The organism is Rhodococcus sp. 21391, from assembly GCF_016772255.1.
Taxonomy (GTDB): Bacteria; Actinomycetota; Actinomycetes; order Mycobacteriales; family Mycobacteriaceae; genus Rhodococcus_F; species Rhodococcus_F opacus.
In genome coordinates, this window is the sequence record NZ_CP063781.1 from 6,479,298 (window position 1) to 6,499,193 (window position 19,896).

A 19,896-nucleotide genomic window follows, 5' to 3' on the forward strand; every position below is an offset into this window, starting at 1 on the left:
GCTACTCGAGCACCTCGACCTTCACGACACCACGCTGGTCGGTTTCTCGACCGGCGGTGGTGAGGTGAGTAGATACGGTCGGACGGCACGGGACCGGCCGGGTCGCCCAGATCGTGCTCGTCTCGGCGGTGCCGCCGTTCATGCTGCAGACCGCCGACAACCCGACGGCATCCCGGTCGAAGCCTTCGATTCTTCGGCGGCAACCGACCTGACAGTCACCCGTCCCAGGGTGTACGCGACTCGTTCTGGTCGCAGGCACATCAGGGGGTCACCACGACGCCTACGAAGGCATCGCCGCGTACCCGGCGATGGACTTCCGAGCTGACCTCGACAAGGTCGAGCTCGGCAAGGACCTGCTCACCCTTCCTCGATACCTACACCTCGTGGCATCCCCTCACCCGAGACAAAAGGATCACAGTCATGAACAGTCACACTGCAGCACCCGACACCCTCGACCTCGTCCACGGGCTGTGGATGACCCACACAGCTGGAAGGGCGCCTGGCTGACCCCGAGTTCGATCTGCTCCACGAACCTGTCGAACGCCGAACGCTGATCGGTGGGCTGCTGACGTGCAGCCTTCGCGTTGCGCACCATCTTCGGAGTCCAGTTCGCCGCACCAATTCTCAGACGGTCCTCAGAAAGGTCACAATTCGGGCCCCTATCGTTGCCCAGGCCAACCAACCGACATGGGGAGACTCGTCATGAACGTTTCACGAGCACGTCTGCAATTCGGTATCGCCGCCGTCGGCGCGATCTCCGCCGCCCTCGTGGTCCCGGGCATCGCTTCCGCCGAACCGGTCGACTCCGACTCCGCCCGCCTCGTGAACTCCACCTGCAGCTTCGCGCAGATCGATGCGGCGATGCACGACGTGACTCCGCAGCTCGCCGCACGCCTCGACCAGGCACCCGAGCGCAAGGCTCAGCTGGCGGACTTCTTCTCGAAGTCCCCGGCCGACCGCCAGGCCGTCCTCGACGCGCACCCGCAGCTGAAGAGCCGACTGGACACCGTGCCCACCGAAGGACCGGCCGTCGAGTGGCGCGCGAAGGCGCTGACGATCGCCGAGACCTGCGGTAACTACTGACGCACGCTAGCCGGGGCGGACGGTGCGCAGGACCGTCTGCCCCGTGTCCAGCCTGCGGATGTTGTCGGTGATGTCGCCGACGCGGCCGACGAACGTGTGGTCGGTGACGCCGGACGAGTGCGGGGTCATCAGGATGTTCGGCAGGTCGCGGAACGGCAGCGCGCTCGGGGCGCCTTGACCGCCGGCGTCGGGGTAGGAGTACCAGACGTCGATCGCCGCGGCCGCGATCCGGTGCGATGCCAGCGCGTCGTACAGCGGTTGTTCCCGAACGAGGGGGCCGCGCCCGACGTTGATCAGGATGCCGTCGGGGCCGAGCGCGTCGAGTTCCGCGCCGCCGATCATGCCGCGGGTGTGATCGTTCAGCGGCGCGGACACCACCACCACGTCGGACTCCGTCAGGAGCCGGAGCAGCGACGTGTTGTCTCCCGCCCATGCGAGGCCTTCCGCGGGGGCGTCGGGATCGCCCCGGCCGGTCACCGCGCAGCCCTCGGAACCGAACGCGCGCAGCAGGTTCCACGACCGCCGTCCGATGTGACCGAAACCGACGAATCCGACCCGCGCGCCCCGCATCGACCGGGACTGCGCGATCGCGTCGTCGTAGACCGATGTGGCCCAGACGTCGCCGCGGAGGGCGCGATCGTGCCGGAGGAATCCGCGTCGCAGCATCAGCGCCGCCGACACGATGTACTCGGCGATCGAGCCCTCGTGGTGGAAGGTGTTGGCCACCAGGGTGTCCGCCGGGAGCGCGGCGAACGCCACGTTGTCGGTGCCCGCGCCGGCGACGTGCAGCAGGCGCAGCTTCGGCGCTGCGGCCGCCATCGCGGCGGTGAACCGGCCACCCACGTACACGTCGGCGTCGGCAAGGTCGGCGACGATCGCCGACTCGTCGAACGTCCTATGCCACGACGCCGTCGCACCGGACGGCAGCCCCGACTCGAACAGCTCGCGATGCGGCAGCAGGTTCCGGTCGCCGACGACGACCTTCATCAGGCGCGCACCAACGCCGGGCGCTTGCTGTCGAACGTCCAGTTCGGCACGAGGAACTGCATGCCGATCGAGTCGTCGCGCGCGCCGAGCCCCTTCTGCAGGTACAGCTCGTGGGCCGCCTCGACGCGGTCCATGTCGAGTTCGACACCGAGTCCGGGGGTCGAAGGCACGGTGAGATAGCCGTCTTCGATCTCGAACGGGTCCTTGGTGATCCGCTGACCGTCCTGCCAGATCCAGTGGGTGTCGATGGCGGTGATTTCGCCCGGAGCCGCGGCCGCGACATGGGTGAACATCGCGAGCGACACGTCGAAGTGGTTGTTGGAATGCGAACCCCACGTGAGGCCCCACGCATCGCAGAGCTGGGCGACGCGGACGGATCCGTTCATCGTCCAGAAGTGCGGGTCGGCGAGCGGGATGTCGACGGCGCCGGAGCGGATGGTGTGCCCCATCTCGCGCCAGTCGGTGGCGATCATGTTGGTGGCCGTCGGCAGTCCGGTGGCACGCTTGAATTCGCTCATCACCTCACGACCGGAGAAGCCGCCCTCGGGGCCGACCGGGTCCTCGGCATACGCGAGAACGTCTTTCAGCCCGCGGCAGGTCTCGATCGCCTCCGACAGCAGCCAGCCGCCGTTGGGGTCGAGGGTGATCCGGGCGTCGGGGAACCGCTCGGCCAGCGCCGTCACGGCCGCCGCCTCCTCGCGGGGCGCCAGGACGCCGCCCTTGAGCTTGAAGTCGGCGAAGCCGTACCGCGCCTGGGCCGCCTCGGCGAGCAGCACGACCGCGTCCGGTGTCAGCGCCTCCTCGTGCCGCAGGCGCAGCCAGTCGTCGGACTCCGCCGCACCCGACTGGTACTCGAGGTCGGTCTTGTTGCGGTCGCCGACGAAGAAGAGATAGCCGAGCGCCTGCACCTTCTCGCGCTGCTGACCCTCGCCGAGCAGGGCCGCGACGGGAACACCGAGGTGCTGCCCGAGAACGTCGAGGAGTGCCGACTCGACGGCGGTGACGGCGTGGATCGCGACACGGAGGTCGAACGTCTGGTTGCCGCGGCCCGCCGCGTCCCGGTCGGCGAACGTGCGCCGCAGATCGGCGAGAACGCCGTTGTACTCGCCGATGCTGCGCCCCGTCACGATCGCGCGGGCGTCTTCGAGAGTACGGCGGATCGGTTCACCGCCGGGCACCTCGCCGACACCGGTGTTGCCGTCGGAATCGGTGAGGATCACCAGGTTCCGGGTGAAGTACGGGGCATGCGCGCCGGACAGGTTCAGGAGCATGCTGTCGTGTCCCGCTATCGGGACCACTCGCATGTCGGTGACGACCGGGGTGGTGCTCGTTGTACTCATCTCCGAAAACCTTCCTTCACAGCGCAGCGCCGCCCGTGGGGCGCCTCACAACCAAAACTCTAAGTGGCCCGATCAATACATGTCCAAGACTTGTTGAGCATCGAACGATGCAGACACTGCATCACAAAAGTTGCTGTCCGATCAGCATCAACGCACCCACACAGGACACCGTGATCGACGCCCGGCGCAGGCGTGCCGCGTCCAGGTGGCGATTCACGAACCGCGACGCCACGTAGCCGAGCACCGTCGCCGGGATCAGCAGCAGGAACATCACCGCCGACTCGCGGTGCACCGACCCCGTCGCGGCGAGAACGGCCACCGACAGTGTGGAACCGACCAGGAAGAACGCGCTCATGTTGCCGCGCAGCTGCGCCCCCTTCGACCCCTGCATCACCAGGGCCATCGGCGGTCCGCCGATGGAGGTGGCCGTGCCGAGCAGCCCCGACGCGGCGCCGGCGACGGCGAGGTTCCGGCGCCGCGGCGGCGGTGCCCAGCCCAGCGTCGCGAAGACGACCCCTGCCAGCACCACGGCCGCGAGCAGCAGCGACAGCCCCCGTTCCGGCAGCACCACCAGCAGCAACGCACCCGCGATCGTGCCCGGCACCCGGCCGGCCAGCGCCCACCCGGTGCCCGACAGATCGAGGGCGTCGCGTTCCCGCCACACCACCATCACCGTGACGACCGTCGCCGTCATGATCAGCGTCCCGGGCAGCAGGCCCGGATCGACGAGCGCGACGACGGGTGCCGCGAGCATGCCCATCCCGAATCCGATCGACGCCTGCATGCACGAGGCGAGGAAGACGGCGAACGCGATGATCGCGAACTCCGCCCCGCTCACCCGACCGCGACGGGAACGCCGAGTTCGATCGGCCGCCGGGGATGGTGGCATTCGGCGACGTGACCGCTCTCGCGCTCGTCGACCGCGGCGGGCGGCGCAGTGCTCGCGCAGATGTCGGTCGCGTGGGCGCAGCGGGTGCGGAACCGGCAGCCCGACGGCGGGTTCAGCGGCGACGGCACTTCACCGTCGAGGATGATCCGCTTGCCGCGGGAAGCGGCGTCCAGCTTCGGTGCCGCCGACATCAGGGCTTCGGTGTACGGGTGGGCGGGACGGTCGAAGACGGCGTCCGTCGCACCGGTCTCCACGATCCGCCCGAGGTACATCACGGCGACGCGGTCGGCGACGTGCCGGACCACCGACAGGTCGTGCGAGATGAACACGTACGAGATGCCGAGCTGCTTCTGCAGGTCGTTCAGCAGGTTGAGAACCTGGGCCTGCACCGACAGGTCGAGCGCCGACACGGGTTCGTCGCAGATGACGACGCTCGGGTTCAGTGCCAGGGCTCGGGCGGTCCCGAGTCGCTGCCGCTGACCGCCGGAGAACTCCTGCGGGTACCGGTGCTCGTCGCTCGGCCGCAGACCCACCAGGTGCAGCAGTTCCCGCACCCGTGCCGCCCGGTCGCGGCTCGTCTTGTACATCGCCTTGTGGGTGCGCCACGGCTCGGCGATGATGTCGGCCGCCGACATCCGAGAGTTCAGCGACGCATACGGGTCCTGGAACACCATCTGCACCCGGCGGCGCAGCGCGAGCAGATCTTTGCCCTTCAGCGAGAACGGGTCGACGCCGTCCCACGTCACCGAACCGGATTCCGGCCGCTCGAGCATCATCAGCGTGCGGGCGAGAGTGGACTTGCCACAGCCCGATTCGCCGACGAGCCCGAGCGTTTCGCCGCGGGCGAGGTCGAGGTCGATGCCGTCGAGCGCACGCAACTGATTCTTGCCCGCCGCGTTGGCAGGCACCTTGAACGTCTTGGTGAGGCCCCGCACCTTCAGAATCGACTCAGACATGCGAGATCTCCTCGGGGAAATGGCACGCCGAGCGGCGGCCCTGGTGCGGACGAAGTCCGTCCGAAGCTGCCGAGCCGGCGACGTCGGCGAGCGGGGGGCGGGTGGTGCGGCACAGGTCGCGGGCCAGCGGGCAGCGCGCTTGGTAGACGCAGCCGGACGGAATGGAAGGCAGGTCGGGCGGGGTGCCGCCGATGGATTTCAGGTCCTCGCCGCGGACCGCGTGCACGGGGACCGAATCGAGCAGGCCCTTGGTGTACGGGTGCTGCGGCGAGGAGAAGACCTCGGCGACCGGACCGGTCTCGACGACGTTGCCCGCGTACATGATCGCGACGCGATCGGCCTCCTCCGCGACCAAGGCGAGGTCGTGGGTGATGAGGATGACGGCCATGTCGTGCTCGGTGCGCAGGTCCCGCAGCAGCGACATGATCTGTGCCTGCACCGTGACGTCGAGTGCCGTCGTCGGCTCGTCGGCCAGCAGGACCGTCGGGCTCAGTGCGACGGCCATCGCGATCAGCAGGCGCTGCCGCATGCCGCCGGAGAACTGGTGCGGGTAGGAGTCGACGCGCGATTCGGGCTCGGGAATCCCCACCCTCTCCATCAGCGAGATCGCCTCCCGTCGCGCCTCTTTCGAGGACAGCCCGCGATGAATGCGGAACGGTTCGGCCAACTGCTTGCCGACCGTGTACACCGGGTTGAGCGCGGTCAGCGCGTCCTGGAACACGATGGCCAATTCGGTGGCGGCGAGGGTGCGGCGGGTCCTGGCCTTCGCCGTCACCAGGTCGACGTCGCCCAGACGGACCGAGCCGTCGGTGATGTCGGCGATCGGTTCGAGCAGGCCGACGAGCGCCTGCGCGGTCATCGACTTGCCGCACCCCGACTCACCGAGCAACGCGAGGGTCTCCCCGCGCCGCGCGGTGAACGACACGTGGTCGACGGCCCGGACCGTGCCCGAGGGGGTACGCAGGTCGACGGTCAGATCCGCGACCTCGAGGGCGACGCGGTCCGTGTCTGCGACGTCGGGCGATTCGACAGCCGGTGCGGGTGCACTCATGAGACGACCTTTCGGGTGGGGAACAGCCGGGAGTGGCGTGACCGCGGGACGGTCAGACGCCAGCGCTGGGCGGGGTCGGTGGCGATCCGGGCCCACGCCGCGAGCACGGTCGCCGACACGGTGGTGATCACGATGGCGAGACCGGGGAAGAACGACAGCCACCAGGCCGTCTGCAGGTACGTCCGGCCCTGGGACACCATCAGGCCCCAGCTGATGTCCGGCGGCTGGATGCCGATGCCGAGGAAGCTCAGCGACGACTCGGCGAGCATCACGTAGCAGAAGTCGAGGGTGGCGACGGTGAGCAGCGTCGGCAGCAGGATGGGGAACACGTGCCGGCGGATGACGGCCCCGCTGCGGGCGCCGAACGTGCGCGCGGCGTCCACGAACAACCGGCTCTGCAGTTCCGCCGACTCCGCGCGGGCGGTGCGGAGGTAGATCGGGATGCGGGTGATGGCCAGGACCAGGACGATGTTCGCGGCACTGGGCGAGAACACGTAGAGGACGACGACGGCCATCAGCAGCGACGGGAAGCTCATGATGACGTCGGCGACGCGCATCGCCGTCGTCTCCCGCCAGCCGCGGTGGTAGCCCGCCCACATGCCGACGAGGGACCCGACGATGCAGGACAGCGCGACCGCGGGCAGCGCCACCAGGAGGGTGGTGCGGCACGCGACGATCAACCGGGCCAGCATGCTGCGTCCGAGCGGGTCGGTGCCGAGGATGTTCATCCACCCGTTCGCCACGTGGAACGGTGCGAGGTTGGACTGGTCGAGGTTCTGATCCGTCGCGGCGTCGCCGACGAGCCACGGGCCGAAGACGGCGACGAGGAACACGAACACCAGGATCGCCGCCGCGACCGTGGCCATCCGGTCACGCAGGAGCAGTCGCCACAACGGTGCCTTGCTCCGGGAGGGCTTCGGTGCCGGAACGGACTCCTCGACGCGGCCCGCGACGGCAGGCGTCTCGTCGGGGGCCGGGTAGAGGTCGCCGGCTCCGTCCAGGCGGGGTGCGTTGTCTATGGACATCTCGGCGGCCTCCTAGACCTTGGACTTCTCACGGACACGCGCGTCGAGAAGTGCGTAGCCCGCGTCGATCAGGATGTTGAGGACGAAGATGCTGACCGCGGTCAGCAGCACCGCCGCCTGCAGGACGGCGAAATCGCGCTGCAGGATCGCGTCGATCATCAGCTTGCCGATGCCGGGCCATCCGAAGATCGCCTCGACGACGACGGCGCCGTTGACCAGTCCGACGGTGAGGTCGCCGGCCACCGTCAGCGCCGGAGCCGCAGCGTTGCGGAGCGCGTGATGGGTGACGACGCGCAGGTCGCCTGCGCCCTTGCTCCGAGCAAGACGTACGTATGGTGCGGACAGCGCCGACACCATCGCGCCGCGGACCACCTGGGTGAGCACGCCGAGCGGGCGGATGAGCAGCGTGGCGATCGGCAGGATCCACGACAGCGCGCTTCCGGTCCCCGACGTGGGCAGCACCCCCAGCACCACCGCGAAGATCCACACGCCGGTGATGGCGAACCAGAAGTCGGGGATGCTGGCCGCGGTCATCGACAGCAGGCTCGAGATCCGGTCGGCGAGCGAATTCGGCCGGTACGCCGCCCAGCAACCGATCACGATGGCGCCGATGATCGCGAGCAACATCGTGAAGAACGCCAGCTGCAGCGTGGCCGGGAACGCCCGCAACGCCATGGTCGCGGCGGACTCACCGGTGCGCAGCGATTCGCCGAAGTCGAGGTGGACGACCCCGGACAGGTAGTCGACCATCTGGCTCAGCACCGGCTTGTCGAGGCCGTTCTCGGCCGCGAACTCGGCGCGCTGATCCGGTGTCGCGGAGACCGGGAGGTAGAGGTTGGTCGGGTCGCCGGTGAGGCGGGCGAGCAGGAACACACCGAAGAGGACGACGAGGAGGGGTACGAGGCTGGTGTAGACGCGTCGGCGCAGGAAGGCGAACATGACTCACCGCCTTCGGATCGGGTTCGGTTGGGACATCTCAGTTCCTCCGGGGGGCTGGGAAGAGGGGTTAGCCGTTCGCGGATGTGTCCGCGTGGGTCATCTCGCTCAGGCGCATCTCGTCGCCGGTCGCGGAGTTGGGTGCGTACTGCACCGTCGGGGACTTGGCGAGCACCGCGTTCATGTGAGCGATGTACGCGAACTGCCGGATCTCCTTCGGTTCGTTGGCCAGTACCGAGGCAAACGCGTCCTGGCGTTCGTCGCCGACGAGTTGCTCGGCCGCGTCGATCTGCGCGTCGTATCCGGGCGAGCCGAAGTAGCTCTGGTATCCGTCGCTGCGCATGTACTGGTCGACGGTGAACTGCGCGTCACCCGCCTGGTTGCCGTGCTGGATCATCAGCAGAATCGGTCCGGTGCCCTGCGGGAACGGCCGGATCTGGTACTGCATCTGCCCGGCCGTGTCCATCATCTCGATCTTCACGTTCAGGCCGGCCTTGCTCAGCGAGTTCTGGATGACCTCGATGGTCTCGTTGATCTTGGGGAACTGGCCCGTGCGCCCGATCAGGCGGATCTGGTTGTCGACGGGAACGCCGTCGGCCTTGGCCTCCGCCACCAGTTGCGCGGCTCGATCGGAGTCGTAGGGGGTCGGCTGAAGGTCGGGGTCGAACCCGACGATGCTGCTGCCGACGAGTTGCCCGGCCGGCTCGCCGAGACCCTGGAACAGTGCCTTGACGATCCCCGCCCGGTTGACGGAGAGGTCGATGGCCTCGCGGACGCGGTAATCGTCGAGCGGCGGTTCGGTGGCCATCATGCGCAGCGCCGTCGTCTCGTTGTTGGGGTAGGCGACACCGAGGTCGCCAGCGCCGTCCTCCGGACCGAGGTACGTGGCGAGTTCGGCCTCGTCGTTGGTGACCATCGCGGCCCGGACGCTGCCCTCGGTCCGCCACTGGTAGATCGCCCGCGTGTACTCGGGCGCCGGGCCCCAGTACGTGTCGTTGCGGACCAGCGCGAGCCGCTGGCCGTGATCCCAATAGTCGATCTCGTAGGGGCCGGTGCCGATGGGATCGCGCACCTTGTCCTGGGCGTCGGTGGTGGAGGGCACCATCTCCACGAACGAGATCCGCAGCGGAAGGATCGGGTCGGCGACGGGAGTCTGCACCGTCACGGTCGACGCGTCGATGGCGTTCACCTCGAGTTCGTCGTCGCCGAAGACGTACCCGTCGACGTCGCAGCCGATGGTGGAGTTGACGGTGCGGTCGATCGAGAAGGCGGCGTCCTCGGCGTCGAAGACGCTGCCGTCGCTGAACGTGACGCCCGGACGGATCCGGAACGTCCAGACCGTGTCCGACGTCTGCTCCCACGAGTCGGCGAGCTTCGGTTCGAGATCGCCGGTATCGGCGTTGCGTTCCACCAGCGGCTCGGTGATGTTGGAGCGGACGACGACTCCGGTAGAGGTCAGTGACGCGTCGCAGGGTTCGAGTGTGGGCGGCTCCTGCGGGAGCACGATCCGCAACGTGTCGGGGCTGGCGGCGTCGCTGTGGCTCGAATTGGCCACCGAGCAACCTGTGACCAGAGCCGGCACCGTCAGTGCGGCGGTGGCCACGACGACGGCGCGGTAACGGGTTCCCTGCTGCAGCGAACGTGCAGGGCTCATGGTGTCCTCCGTAGGGATGTGTCGCGTACTCGACGCGAGTGAAGAGGGCCCGCCTGTGACGGTAGACACACGCTATGAGCGGCCCGGAGGAGCGTCAACAGGGGGAAACGGCCCGAAACGGCTCGTGAGGGCCGTCACAAGCACAATTGATGGAGACTGCGATCACTCCGGCAGGCCCCTGACCGGCACATACAGAGAGTTTCGGCGTCTGCGCACGTCAACGCGCCGCCAACCAATGCCGTTTGAGTATCGATCCATGTTATTTACGTGTTGGACAGGTATTCCGGGCGCCGCTTAACGTACGGGTAACCGGTGACGCGGAGAGTCGCGTCACCACTCGCCAGGAGGCACGATGGTGACCGCAGAGACGTCCGTGAAAGAAGCTGCTGTACAGACTGTTTCGGGAGGACGTGTCCTGAAGGTCGGGCCGCTGAAGCCGTCCCTCACCGCGACGCTCACCGAGAAGTACGACGCACTCGACCTCCCGCTGGGTGACGACCGCACCAGCTTCCTCGCCGAACACGGCGAGTCCGTCACCGCGGTCGTGACGTCCGGTCGCACCGGAGTCGACGCCGCGCTGATGACGGAACTGCCGAACCTCGGCGCCATCGTGCACTTCGGAGTCGGTTACGACACAACCGATGTCGCGCTCGCCGAGGAACTCGGAATCGGCGTGAGCAACACCCCCGACGTCCTCACCGACTGCGTCGCCGACACGGCAGTCGGATTGCTGATCGACACGCTCCGCGGCTTCTCGGCCGCCGACCGCTTCGTGCGTGACGGCCGCTGGCCCGCCGAGGGCAACTTCCCCCTCACCCGGCAGGTGAGCGGCACGCGGGTCGGCATCGTCGGGCTGGGACGCATCGGCTCCGCCATCGCCACCCGCCTCACCGGCTTCGGCTGCACGATCTCCTACCACAATCGTCGCGAGGTTCCCGGCTCCCCGTTCGCGTACGTCGGCTCGGCCGCCGCACTCGCCGCCGGGGTCGATGTGCTGATCGTCGCCGCAGCGGGCGGCAAGGGCACCGAAAAGCTCGTGGACCGAAAGGTTCTCGAAGCCCTCGGGCCCGACGGCTACCTGATCAACGTGGCGCGCGGAAGCGTCGTCGACGAGGACGCGCTCGTCGAACTGCTCACCGAACGCCAGCTCGCCGGTGCCGGACTGGACGTCTTCGCCCGCGAACCGCACGTGCCCGAAGCGCTGCTCGCCCTCGACACCGTCGTCCTCCTCCCCCACGTCGCGAGCGGCACGACCGAGACCCGGGCCGCGATGGAGGCTCTCACCCTGCAGAACCTCGATGAATACCTCGCCCAGGGCACCCTGACCACCCCCGTACTCGAGCCGAGGTCACGATGAGCGTCATTCTCAGCTACGTTCCGACAGTCGAAGGTCGTGGCGCCCTGGCCTTCGGATTCGCCGAAGCCCGCATGCGCGCAACCGATCTCGTGGTAATCGCGGACGGCGCCAGCGCCTCGGCTCCCGGCTTCGGGGCCGAACTGCACTCCGCGAGGGAGGAAGCGGACGCCGCCGGCGTCGACTATCGCATCGCACGGAACGAACCCGACCGCTCCCACGCCGACAACCTCATCGACGCGTCCTACGACTCCGCCGCCGAACTCCTCGTCCTCGGCATGCGACGACGCTCCCCCGTCGGCAAACTCCTCATGGGTTCCGTCGCCCAGCGTGTGCTCCTCGAGGCGCAGTGCCCGGTCGTCGGGGTCAAGCCTCCCGTCGCAGCAGAGGTCTGAGCCGCCCGGACGGCCTCGGATCCCCGGCCCATCCATAACCCTCACGGCGCCGAATACCTGCCGTGGGACAGCCATGATCGATGGGCCTCAACGCGCCGACGGCGCGGAACTGGGCGGTCGACTCCTGACCTTGGTCGGCGACCGCGACTTCCGGGCGCTCGCACCCGAGATCTCCCAGATCGCGTGCGACCACGGCAGCGACCGGTCGGCGTTCACCGCGGTCGTGTCGTGGATCGTCACCACCATCGCCGACCTCATCGCGGACCCGGCCTCGAGCGTCAACGATGCCGTCGACAGCTCATCAGCGTCGTCCCCGTCGTGCACGACGCAACCGCGCTGAACGAGGAGTTGCCCGCGCCCGCCGAGTGGCTGTTCACCGCCGTCGTGAGACACCTGCAGAGCAGGCACCGGGCGGGATCCGATCCCCCGCCGCCCGTGCCTGCCGACACCGCACTCACGCGCATGCAAGCCCTCGTCGAAGCCTTGCTCTGGCTCGACGCCCTGCTCGAATGCGACCACAGCCTGTAGGCGAACGCACTCCCCGGCCCGGGGGATCGGCGCCCTCACAGTGACGGCCGTCTCGAGTCGGAATAGCCCGGCCCGTGTGCCCGTTCCCCCAGTGGATCCCGATACTGCGCGGCGGCACCGAGAACGGCGCTGCCGAACACGACCTACGGAAAGACCGATAACTGTGAATCTCTTCTCCCCCTTGACACTCGGCGAACTCGAACTGCCCAACCGGGTTGTGATGGCACCCCTGACCCGCGTCCGCTCCGGGCGTGACGGCGTGCCCGGACCGCTGGTGGTCGAGCACTACCGACAGCGGGCCTCTCTCGGTCTGATCGTCAGTGAAGGCACCTACCCCAGCCACGCCGGCCAGGGCTTCCCCGGCCAGCCCGGGCTGGTGACACCCGAGCAGGTTGCGGGTTGGAAGAACGTCGCCGACGCCGTGCACGCGGCCGGTGGACGGATCGTCGCGCAGGTCATGCACGCCGGCCGTGTCACCCACGAGGGAACCACCGGCGGTCACGAGGTCGTCGCTCCGAGCGCCGTCGCGATCGACGGCGAGACCCGCACCTACGAGGGGAAGGAGCCGTACCCGGTGCCCCGCGCGCTGGGTACCGAGGAACTCTCCGCCGTCATCGAGGAGTTCGTCCAGGCATCGCGGAAGGCGGTGGCAGCCGGGATGGACGGCGTCGAAATCCACGCCGCGAACGGCTACCTGCTGCACGAATTCCTCTCCCCGGCATCCAACCTGCGTGAGGACGCGTACGGCGGCTCACCCGCGAACCGGGCACGCTTCGTCGTCGAGGTGTTCGAGGCCGTGGCAGACGCCATCGGCGCCGGCCGGGTGGGTATCCGCATCTCGCCCGAACACAACATCCAGGACGCCCTGGAACTGGACGCCGACGACGTTCAAGCCACCTACGGCGCTCTGGTCGACGCCATTGCTCCGCTGAAGCCCGCCTACCTGAGCATTCTGCACAAGGACCCGTCCGGGCCCTTGGCGCAGGACCTGCGGACGCGCTTCGGCGGCCCAGTGCTGATCAACAGCGGTTTCGGGGCGGTCACCACCCGCGACGAAGCGCTGGCAATCCTCGACGACGGCCACGGCGATGCCGTCGTCGTCGGGCGTCCCGCGATCGCCAATCCGGATCTCGTGCGGCGCTGGCAGGAAGACCTGCCGCTCAACACCCCGGACCCCCAGACCTTCTACTCGGAGGGCGCGAAGGGCTACACCGACTACCCGGTGTTGCAGCACTGAGCTGTCCCCAGGTCGACACGCTGTGGCCCATGACGCCAGGTCATGGGCCACAGTGCTATCCGACGGACGCCCCCGTGTCGCGTATCCGGGTCCGGCACCGTACGGTTAGTCGTAGTTGAGTACACAGCTACCGAGTTCACGGGCCGCCCCGGCGCGTCCGTGTTCCAATCGGGCGTACCAACTGTGCACGCTGTGCCAGGACGCCCACCTCGAAGGTGGCCGACGGTGAGAGCACCATTCCGCACGACGCTCTCGCAGTCGAAGCTCCCGACGAACAGCTTTACTTCTATCTTCTCGTGACCTGTCGGAGGAACTGCATTTTCGGACCACTGAACTCCGGGCCTGCTCTGCCGCGGCGACGCTCACAGAAGTTGAAAGGTGATCGTTCATGCCACTCACCGTGGAGCACACCACTCGTTACGCCGATGCCCTGATGACGCTGGCACTGGCCGCGCACCGCCCGGCCACCGTCGTCAACACCGGCACCGGATATGCCGTCCGGGTCGATTTCGAGCGCGGTATTCACCTGCTCGCCACCAACGCACCGGGGGATCTCAGTTCCGATCCGGACGCGCAGAACCCCTGGGTCGTGAGTTTCTTTCAGAAGCAGCCCGCCGCCGAGGACACCCGGCTCGTGACGGTGACCGGGGAATGGCTCGTCGACGCATTCGACCAGGCCCTCGCGATGATGCCGATTTCGGGGATCGCCGACGACCCGGATGCGCAGCCCACCGAACTGCGCCTCGTCGGCACGGATGTCCACGACCTCGCTAGGTAACACCGCCTGACGGGGCTGCATCCGCTCGTCACCGCCCGGCAGCAGACCGTCTACCCCCACCGGGTAGGCGGTCTGCGAGTCTCCCCAGCCGCTCGACCGCGGGCAGCGCCTGCGCGATCTTCTCCGCGTCACGGGCGATGATCTCGGCGCTCCGGTCGATGCCCTTCGCGCTGACGGCGAGCCCCTCTGCGGTCTCCGCGATCTGCTTGGCCGCGTCGAGCAGTTCGGACAGGTCGTCGAGCGCGGGCCCCAGACGGTCGATCAGCACCCCGATCTGTCGTATTCGGAGCATCACCGTCGTGACGGCGTGTTCCCACTCGCGGATCTCGCTCGAGACGTTCTGCAGGATCTTGATGGGAGGCTCCTTGTCGGTGCTCGGCGGCCGGGCCTGGCGACGCGCATCCAACCTATCTGTTACTCCCAGTTTCCCGTACTCGGCCTAGCCGCTCAGATCGTGGCCGGTGGCCGCGCGCGCGTAGGAGTGGAGGCTGGCGATCACCTCGGCGCGGCTGCGACGTCCGGCCAGCACCTCCATCTGGTAACCGTCCTCCATGGCCACGAAATTCGCTGCGAGCAGGCGCGGCGGGTCGGTGAGCGTGAAGTGCCCCTGAGTCTCACCGATGACGAGAATGCCGTAGTAGACGGCGATTTGGCGTTCGGTCAGCGAACTGTCCAGGGCCGCCACCTTGGCGTCGCGCAGCGATCTCGGCCAGCACTCGAACAGCAGTCGGACCAGTTCGTCGTCCGGCCCGCTCGCGACGCCGTGGTCGATGCAGGCCCGGAGGCGGTCGCGCGCGTCGGGGAACTGGTCGGCGACGCGCTCGCGCTCCTGACTGAACCGCTCGATGGCCCGCTGATACGTCTCGTAGATCAACGCATCCAGGTCGCCGTAGTAGAGCACCGCCGCAGGGGTGACTCCGGCCTGCTCCGCGATGTCACGCAGACGCAGCCCCTCCAGTCCACGCGCGAGCACCGCCCGCTGGACGGCCTCACCGAGTTCGGCCCGGCGGGCCCCCTGATCCTTCTTCCGCGCCACTGCCCTCGCTCCGCCCTTCTGGTTTCTATATGAAGATTTAGACAATACCTGACCAGCTATTGACAGGTAAATCACACTATTCTTAAATTTCTATTTAAAGAATCCAACTCGATCCCAGGAGTCACCGTGTCGACCAATCCCACCGACGCCGAGACGAGTCTCGACCCACCACCAGCACCCACCGGGAAGGGACTGCGGGGCGGCTCCGTGGGTCTGCTCGCCGCAGTCGCGCTCGGCCTGTCCTCGGTCGCGCCGGCCAACAGCATCGCGGTCACGCTCGGTTTCGTGACGATGGTCGTCGGCAACCTCGCCCCCGCCGCCCTGCTCCTCGGTTTCGTGCCGATCCTTTTGACGGCGTTCGCCTTTCGCGAGCTGAACCGGGAGATGCCGGACTGCGGCACCACGTTCGTCTGGACCACCCGCGCGTTCGGTCCACACACGGGATGGCTCTCCGGCGGCTGGGTGGTGCAGATCGCGACCCTCATCGCGATGACGGCACTGGCCCGAGTCGGAGCCGGGTACCTTCTGACCCTGCTCGGCCTGGATTCGCTGGCGTCCGACAACGTCGCGGTAATCGTCACCGCGGTCCTGATCGTCGCCGCGGTCACCACCATCGCCTACCGCGGGCTGCAACTCGCGGCCTCCGTGCAATACGTACTGCTGGGGCTGCAACTGATCGCACTGTTCGGGTTCGGAGCGGCCGCGTTCGCCCGCACCGGCGCCTCCGCACCGAGCCTGTCCTGGCTCAATCCGTTCGCGTTCGGCGGCATCGGTCCCTTCGCGGAGGCGGTGTTGCTGTGCCTGTTCATCTACTGGGGCTGGGACGCGCTGATCACCGTCAACGAGGAAACCCGTGACAGCGACCGCATCCCGGGTCAGGCCGCCGTGATCTCCACCCTCGTCCTGCTGGGCACGTACCTCTTCACCGGATTCGCCGCGATCAGCTTCGCCGGCATCGGCACCGACGGGCTGGGCCTGGGCAATCTCGACAACGCGGGAGACGTACTCGCCACGCTCGGGCCGCCGGTTCTCGGCGCGAGCCTGTCGAAGGTGGTCGAACTCGCCATCTGCGTGTCGGCGATCTCGGCGCTGCTCACCTGTGTCATCGGCAGCTCACGCGCCACCCTCTCCATGGGCGCCCACGGCGCACTGCCCCGCACCTTCACCCGAATCCACCCCACCTACCGCACCCCCGCGTTCGGCACCGTTTTCTTCGGGGCGACCGCCGCGGTCCTGCTCACCGCCCTCACGCTCGTCTCCGGCAACTTCCTCGGTGACGCGATCCTCTCGATCGGCCTGCTCATCGCGTTCTACTACGGCGTCACCGGTCTCGCCTGCGTCTGGTACTTCCGCCACCGCCTGACCCGCTCCCCGCGCGACCTGTTCCTCCGGGGCATCCTGCCCGCACTGGGCGGGACGATCATGCTCGCCGCCTTCGCGCGCAGCGCCCACGACATGCTCGAACCGGACTACGGGGCCACCTCGTTCCACGGCATCGGCGGGGTGTTCCTGCTCGGTGTCGGTTCGATCGCTGTCGGCGCCGTGGCGATGCTGCTCGTCCGCACCCGGTTCCGCCGCTTCTTCCGAGACGGCCGCACCGCCGTCACCGAACTGACCGTCACAGAGGACTGAACCCATGCGCACACTGACCATCGCCGCCATCCAGACCGCCCCGATCCCGTTCGATGTGGAGGCCACCTGGCAGCGGTTCGCCGACCAGGTCCGCGCCGTGCGCGACACCTTCCCGCACGTCGAACTCGTCGTGGTCCCCGAACTCGTGCTGGCCGCGGAGGCACCCCTCCTGCAGGCCCGCGCCGACTGGATGGACCGGGTGGCACAGCCACTCGCCGGCCCCCACATCGACCGGATCTGCGCACTCGCCGAGGAGACCGGCTTGTGGCTGGTGCCGGGAAGCCTCTACGAGCGCGGCGACGACGACAAGATCTACAACACCGCCATCGCCGTGTCGCCCCTCGGCGAGGTCGTGGCCCGCTACCGCAAGGTCTTCCCCTGGCAGCCGTACGAGCAGACCGCGCCCGGCAGCGAGTTCGTCGTCTTCGACATTCCCGGCACCGGCCGGATCGGTCTGGCCATCTGCTACGACGGCTCTTTCCCGGAGACCGCACGCCAACTGGCCTGGCTCGGCGCGGAAGTGATCATCCAACCCACCCTCACCACCACCCGCGACCGCGAGATGGAACTCGTCTGCTCCCGCGCCAACGCGTGGACCAACCAGGTGTACGTCGTCAACGTCAACGGCGCCGACCCGGTCGCAGTCGGTGCCAGCGTCGTCGTCGACCCCGAGGGCATCATCCGCCAGCAGGCAGGGTCGGGCGAAGAAGTGCTCGTCGACACCCTCGACCTCCACTCCGTGACCCGGGTCCGCACCTACGGCACGTTCGGCCTCAACCGCCCCTGGGATCAGATCGCCCGGTACGGCGACGGGATCCGACTCCCGATGTACGGCGGCGGGGGCATCCACACACCGCCGTGGCACGACGACGACGTGCCGGTCCCCGCGTCCACACCCAACTGATCCGCCCTCCCGGGAGGGCGGGGTGCGAGAGCCCGCCCTTTCCGGGACAGGTCCTGGATAATTGCGAGGGTGAGGCCTCACGCTGCTTCGTCCGTCGACACGGTCCTTCAGGACTACCAGCCACGCATCCTGCGCCGCTACCTGTGGATCACGACTGCGCTGCACCTCGCGGGATTCGTCCTTCCTCCCATGGTCGGGTTGCCGATCCGGCCGGAGACCGTCGCCGCTCGCACGGCGGGCATCCTCCTGGGAGTGTTCGCACTCGTCGTGCTGTACCGGGGCGGACGCAGGCCGAGCCGACGGGCCTACCAGGTCAGCACGGCAGCGGCACTGCTCGCCACTCCGATCGTGATGTCCGGTCTCGTCCTCGCCGTCGCCCAACTGCTCTGTGCAATCGCGGCGATGTTCCTGGCGATGTACTTCGTCGTGTTCTACCCGAAACGGCAGTCGCGGCTCCTCGTCGGATGCCTCACCGGGTTGATGGTGGTCGGAGTCGTCGTCGCCCCCACTGCCTTCACGCTGGTGCCGGTCGAGGTGGACACGGTGACCGTGAAGGCCGCCGTTCTCGTCGTGGCCGTCACCTGCGTGGTCGGCGCCGCCGAGATGTTCGGATCCCTCACCCGGACGCTGATCGAATCGGCCAGCACCGACGGACTCACTGCCCTGCTCAACCGCGCCGGTTTCGAGCTCGCGTTCCGGCACGCCCTCGAAAGCGCGGGCACCGGAGAGGTCTCCGTGACGTTGGTCCTCATCGACGTCGACCAGTTCAAGTCCACCAACGATCACTACGGCCACGCCGCGGGCGACGCTGTTCTCGTCGACCTCGCGAACAACCTCGCCGAGCACATGCCCCGCGGCGCCCTTCTCGCCCGGGTCGGCGGCGACGAGTTCGTCACCTGCGTGGTCGGCGAGCACCACGCCGAGCTGCCCGGCGTGATGGCGCAACTCGCCCGCGAAAGCCCTACCCCGTTCAGCTTCGGCGCCGCGTCGTGCACCGGAGAGGCCGACCCACTCACCGCGCTCTATCGAACCGCCGACCGCGAGCTGTACACGGCGAAGCAGCGGCAGCACCCACCCGAACCGCCCGGCGACGAACCCACACTGCGGACGGGGTGAAACGCCCGGGCAGACGCCGCACTCCGAGTCATTCGGCGATTCGCGCGGTCACCGGACGACGGTCCGCCGGCTTCACGTGGGTGACCATCCACACCGCGGCGACGACGAGCGCGCAGCCGGCGAACTGCCCGATGCTGGGCCGCTCGTGCACGATCACGACGGAGAACAGCATCGCCAGGACCGGCTGGAGCAGCAGCAATGTGGCGCCCACCTCGGCGGCGAGCCGCGGCAGGGCGAATCCGATGAGGACCCAGCCGAGTACCTGGCTGCTCAGCGACAGTGCCGCCAGCCATCCCAGCGCGGGCCATCCCGGCGTGAGGTCCACCGTTCCCCACAGTGATCCCACTGCGGTTCCGACGACGCCGGCGGCGATCGTCGACACGAAGACCTGCGACGACGCCCGGTGTGCGGATCCGGCACGGCCGATGACGAAGATGTAGATCCCGTAGGCCACGCCCGCCGCCAGCGACAGCAGAGTTCCGAGGAACAGCTGGTCACCCTCGCCGCTGCCGCCGAGGATTCCACCGGCGAGAGCCACACCGGCGAACAGGAAGGGAACGGCCACGACGAACCGGACCGGCACCCGTGCACGGAAGAAGACCCACGCGAGCAGTGGCACGACGACGACTTGCACGTTGACGACGACGGTGGAGATGCCGGCGCCGATCAGGTGGATCGATCGCGCCCACAACGCGAAGTCGACGCCGAGCATCATCCCGCCGAGTACCTGGGCCGCGATCACCCTGCGCGGGATCCCGCCGTACCGCCGAAATTCTTGCAGCGCAAGAAGTCCGAGGATGGGCAGCGCCAGCACACACCGGAAGAACGTCGACGTGGCCGGCTCCACCCCGGACAATTTGATGAGACTGCCGGTCAGCGACGTCGCCACCGCACCCGCCAGCACCAGCAGTCGCGGATCCACGGACGCGACGCTGAACGAGGGGCTGACGAGGGCACGGGGACGCAAACGGAGGGCGGTAGTCACACCGAAAATT

General features: G+C 68.3%; 21 protein-coding genes. 10 read left to right on the plus strand and 11 right to left on the minus strand.

What is annotated here, in order from left to right; translation table 11 throughout:
- Positions 1-702 precede the first annotated feature (702 nt).
- Positions 703-1,083, plus strand: a complete 381-nt coding sequence (locus GO592_RS29935) for a hemophore-related protein (RefSeq protein ID WP_007296165.1) — start codon at positions 703-705, stop codon at positions 1,081-1,083.
- A gap of 6 nt (positions 1,084-1,089) precedes the next feature.
- Here the strand turns inward: GO592_RS29935 and GO592_RS29940 are convergent, their stop codons facing one another.
- From GO592_RS29940 to GO592_RS29975, 8 genes are all read right to left on the minus strand, one after another.
- Positions 1,090-2,070 (minus strand): 2-hydroxyacid dehydrogenase, encoded by a 981-nt coding sequence (locus tag GO592_RS29940; protein ID WP_007296166.1) that lies wholly within the window; start codon positions 2,068-2,070, stop codon positions 1,090-1,092.
- Positions 2,070-3,410, minus strand: coding sequence for a glucarate dehydratase (gene gudD, locus GO592_RS29945; RefSeq protein ID WP_007296167.1), 1,341 nt, complete (start codon positions 3,408-3,410; stop codon positions 2,070-2,072). Before gudD ends, GO592_RS29940 begins: the two co-directional genes overlap by 1 nt.
- Positions 3,411-3,531: 121 nt before the next feature.
- Positions 3,532-4,248: a sulfite exporter TauE/SafE family protein gene (locus GO592_RS29950; RefSeq protein WP_005256537.1), complete on the minus strand. Its 717-nt coding sequence runs from the start codon at positions 4,246-4,248 to the stop codon at positions 3,532-3,534.
- The gene (locus GO592_RS29955) at positions 4,245-5,255 is read right to left on the minus strand and encodes an ABC transporter ATP-binding protein (protein ID WP_007296168.1); all 1,011 of its coding nucleotides are present in this window, start codon (positions 5,253-5,255) and stop codon (positions 4,245-4,247) included. Before GO592_RS29955 ends, GO592_RS29950 begins: the two co-directional genes overlap by 4 nt.
- Positions 5,248-6,306, minus strand: coding sequence for an ABC transporter ATP-binding protein (locus GO592_RS29960; RefSeq protein WP_007296169.1), 1,059 nt, complete (start codon positions 6,304-6,306; stop codon positions 5,248-5,250). The genes GO592_RS29955 and GO592_RS29960 overlap by 8 nt, the downstream gene beginning before the upstream one ends.
- The gene (locus GO592_RS29965) at positions 6,303-7,331 is read right to left on the minus strand and encodes an ABC transporter permease (RefSeq protein WP_007296170.1); all 1,029 of its coding nucleotides are present in this window, start codon (positions 7,329-7,331) and stop codon (positions 6,303-6,305) included. The genes GO592_RS29960 and GO592_RS29965 overlap by 4 nt, the downstream gene beginning before the upstream one ends.
- Positions 7,332-7,343: 12 nt before the next feature.
- Complete coding sequence (locus GO592_RS29970; RefSeq protein WP_005237765.1) at positions 7,344-8,270, minus strand: ABC transporter permease; 927 nt, start codon at positions 8,268-8,270, stop codon at positions 7,344-7,346.
- Positions 8,271-8,337: 67 nt separating this feature from the next.
- Positions 8,338-9,921 (minus strand): ABC transporter substrate-binding protein, encoded by a 1,584-nt coding sequence (locus GO592_RS29975; protein WP_007296171.1) that lies wholly within the window; start codon positions 9,919-9,921, stop codon positions 8,338-8,340.
- Between the two features lie 352 nt (positions 9,922-10,273).
- On the opposite strand from GO592_RS29975, the gene GO592_RS29980 reads away from it, so the two are divergent.
- The 6 genes from GO592_RS29980 to GO592_RS30000 all read left to right on the plus strand — a co-directional run bounded on the left by GO592_RS29980 (position 10,274) and on the right by GO592_RS30000 (position 14,213).
- Positions 10,274-11,278, plus strand: a complete 1,005-nt coding sequence (locus GO592_RS29980; protein WP_007296172.1) for a 2-hydroxyacid dehydrogenase — start codon at positions 10,274-10,276, stop codon at positions 11,276-11,278.
- Positions 11,275-11,670 carry a universal stress protein gene (locus tag GO592_RS29985; protein WP_007296173.1) on the plus strand — a complete coding sequence of 132 codons (396 nt, stop codon included), beginning with the start codon at positions 11,275-11,277 and terminating at the stop codon, positions 11,668-11,670. Before GO592_RS29980 ends, GO592_RS29985 begins: the two co-directional genes overlap by 4 nt.
- A 73-nt stretch (positions 11,671-11,743) precedes the next feature.
- On the plus strand, positions 11,744-12,010 hold the full coding sequence (locus GO592_RS44765; RefSeq protein ID WP_237720366.1) for a hypothetical protein: 267 nt from the start codon (positions 11,744-11,746) through the stop codon (positions 12,008-12,010).
- On the plus strand, positions 11,989-12,198 hold the full coding sequence (locus GO592_RS44770; RefSeq protein ID WP_237720367.1) for a hypothetical protein: 210 nt from the start codon (positions 11,989-11,991) through the stop codon (positions 12,196-12,198). The genes GO592_RS44765 and GO592_RS44770 overlap by 22 nt, the downstream gene beginning before the upstream one ends.
- Before the next feature lie 163 nt (positions 12,199-12,361).
- Positions 12,362-13,435: an alkene reductase gene (locus GO592_RS29995; RefSeq protein ID WP_007296174.1), complete on the plus strand. Its 1,074-nt coding sequence runs from the start codon at positions 12,362-12,364 to the stop codon at positions 13,433-13,435.
- Between the two features lie 388 nt (positions 13,436-13,823).
- Complete coding sequence (locus GO592_RS30000) at positions 13,824-14,213, plus strand: hypothetical protein (protein ID WP_007296175.1); 390 nt, start codon at positions 13,824-13,826, stop codon at positions 14,211-14,213.
- A 28-nt stretch (positions 14,214-14,241) separates the two neighbouring features.
- Here GO592_RS30000 and GO592_RS30005 read toward each other — a convergent pair whose 3' ends face one another.
- On the minus strand, positions 14,242-14,619 hold the full coding sequence (locus GO592_RS30005; protein ID WP_005569226.1) for a hypothetical protein: 378 nt from the start codon (positions 14,617-14,619) through the stop codon (positions 14,242-14,244).
- Positions 14,620-14,652: 33 nt separating this feature from the next.
- Entirely contained in the window at positions 14,653-15,249 is a 597-nt protein-coding gene (locus tag GO592_RS30010) for a TetR/AcrR family transcriptional regulator (protein WP_005256488.1), read from the minus strand.
- Between the two features lie 126 nt (positions 15,250-15,375).
- Between GO592_RS30010 and GO592_RS30015 the strand changes: the two genes are divergently transcribed.
- The 3 genes from GO592_RS30015 (at position 15,376) to GO592_RS30025 (ending at position 18,901) form a co-directional block, all read left to right on the plus strand.
- Positions 15,376-16,881, plus strand: coding sequence for an APC family permease (locus tag GO592_RS30015; protein ID WP_007296176.1), 1,506 nt, complete (start codon positions 15,376-15,378; stop codon positions 16,879-16,881).
- Positions 16,882-16,885: 4 nt separating this feature from the next.
- Positions 16,886-17,785 carry a carbon-nitrogen hydrolase family protein gene (locus tag GO592_RS30020; RefSeq protein WP_007296177.1) on the plus strand — a complete coding sequence of 300 codons (900 nt, stop codon included), beginning with the start codon at positions 16,886-16,888 and terminating at the stop codon, positions 17,783-17,785.
- A gap of 69 nt (positions 17,786-17,854) precedes the next feature.
- Positions 17,855-18,901 (plus strand): GGDEF domain-containing protein, encoded by a 1,047-nt coding sequence (locus GO592_RS30025; RefSeq protein WP_007296178.1) that lies wholly within the window; start codon positions 17,855-17,857, stop codon positions 18,899-18,901.
- A gap of 28 nt (positions 18,902-18,929) precedes the next feature.
- On the opposite strand, the gene GO592_RS30030 is transcribed toward GO592_RS30025, so the two are convergent.
- The gene (locus tag GO592_RS30030; RefSeq protein ID WP_007296179.1) at positions 18,930-19,886 is read right to left on the minus strand and encodes a DMT family transporter; all 957 of its coding nucleotides are present in this window, start codon (positions 19,884-19,886) and stop codon (positions 18,930-18,932) included.
- Between the last annotated feature and the right edge of the window lie 10 nt (positions 19,887-19,896).

What these genes read in the sequence shown, in the direction of transcription:
- GO592_RS29935 (WP_007296165.1), top strand. Translation starts at nt 703, where the DNA reads ATGAACGTTTCACGAGCACGTCTGCAATTCGGTATCGCCGCCGTCGGC.
- GO592_RS29940 (WP_007296166.1), bottom strand. Translation starts at nt 2,070, where the DNA reads ATGAAGGTCGTCGTCGGCGACCGGAACCTGCTGCCGCATCGCGAGCTG.
- gudD (WP_007296167.1), bottom strand. Translation starts at nt 3,410, where the DNA reads ATGAGTACAACGAGCACCACCCCGGTCGTCACCGACATGCGAGTGGTC.
- GO592_RS29955 (WP_007296168.1), bottom strand. Translation starts at nt 5,255, where the DNA reads ATGTCTGAGTCGATTCTGAAGGTGCGGGGCCTCACCAAGACGTTCAAG.
- GO592_RS29960 (WP_007296169.1), bottom strand. Translation starts at nt 6,306, where the DNA reads ATGAGTGCACCCGCACCGGCTGTCGAATCGCCCGACGTCGCAGACACG.
- GO592_RS29965 (WP_007296170.1), bottom strand. Translation starts at nt 7,331, where the DNA reads ATGTCCATAGACAACGCACCCCGCCTGGACGGAGCCGGCGACCTCTAC.
- GO592_RS29970 (WP_005237765.1), bottom strand. Translation starts at nt 8,270, where the DNA reads ATGTTCGCCTTCCTGCGCCGACGCGTCTACACCAGCCTCGTACCCCTC.
- GO592_RS29975 (WP_007296171.1), bottom strand. Translation starts at nt 9,921, where the DNA reads ATGAGCCCTGCACGTTCGCTGCAGCAGGGAACCCGTTACCGCGCCGTC.
- GO592_RS29980 (WP_007296172.1), top strand. Translation starts at nt 10,274, where the DNA reads ATGGTGACCGCAGAGACGTCCGTGAAAGAAGCTGCTGTACAGACTGTT.
- GO592_RS29985 (WP_007296173.1), top strand. Translation starts at nt 11,275, where the DNA reads ATGAGCGTCATTCTCAGCTACGTTCCGACAGTCGAAGGTCGTGGCGCC.
- GO592_RS44765 (WP_237720366.1), top strand. Translation starts at nt 11,744, where the DNA reads ATGATCGATGGGCCTCAACGCGCCGACGGCGCGGAACTGGGCGGTCGA.
- GO592_RS30000 (WP_007296175.1), top strand. Translation starts at nt 13,824, where the DNA reads ATGCCACTCACCGTGGAGCACACCACTCGTTACGCCGATGCCCTGATG.
- GO592_RS30020 (WP_007296177.1), top strand. Translation starts at nt 16,886, where the DNA reads ATGCGCACACTGACCATCGCCGCCATCCAGACCGCCCCGATCCCGTTC.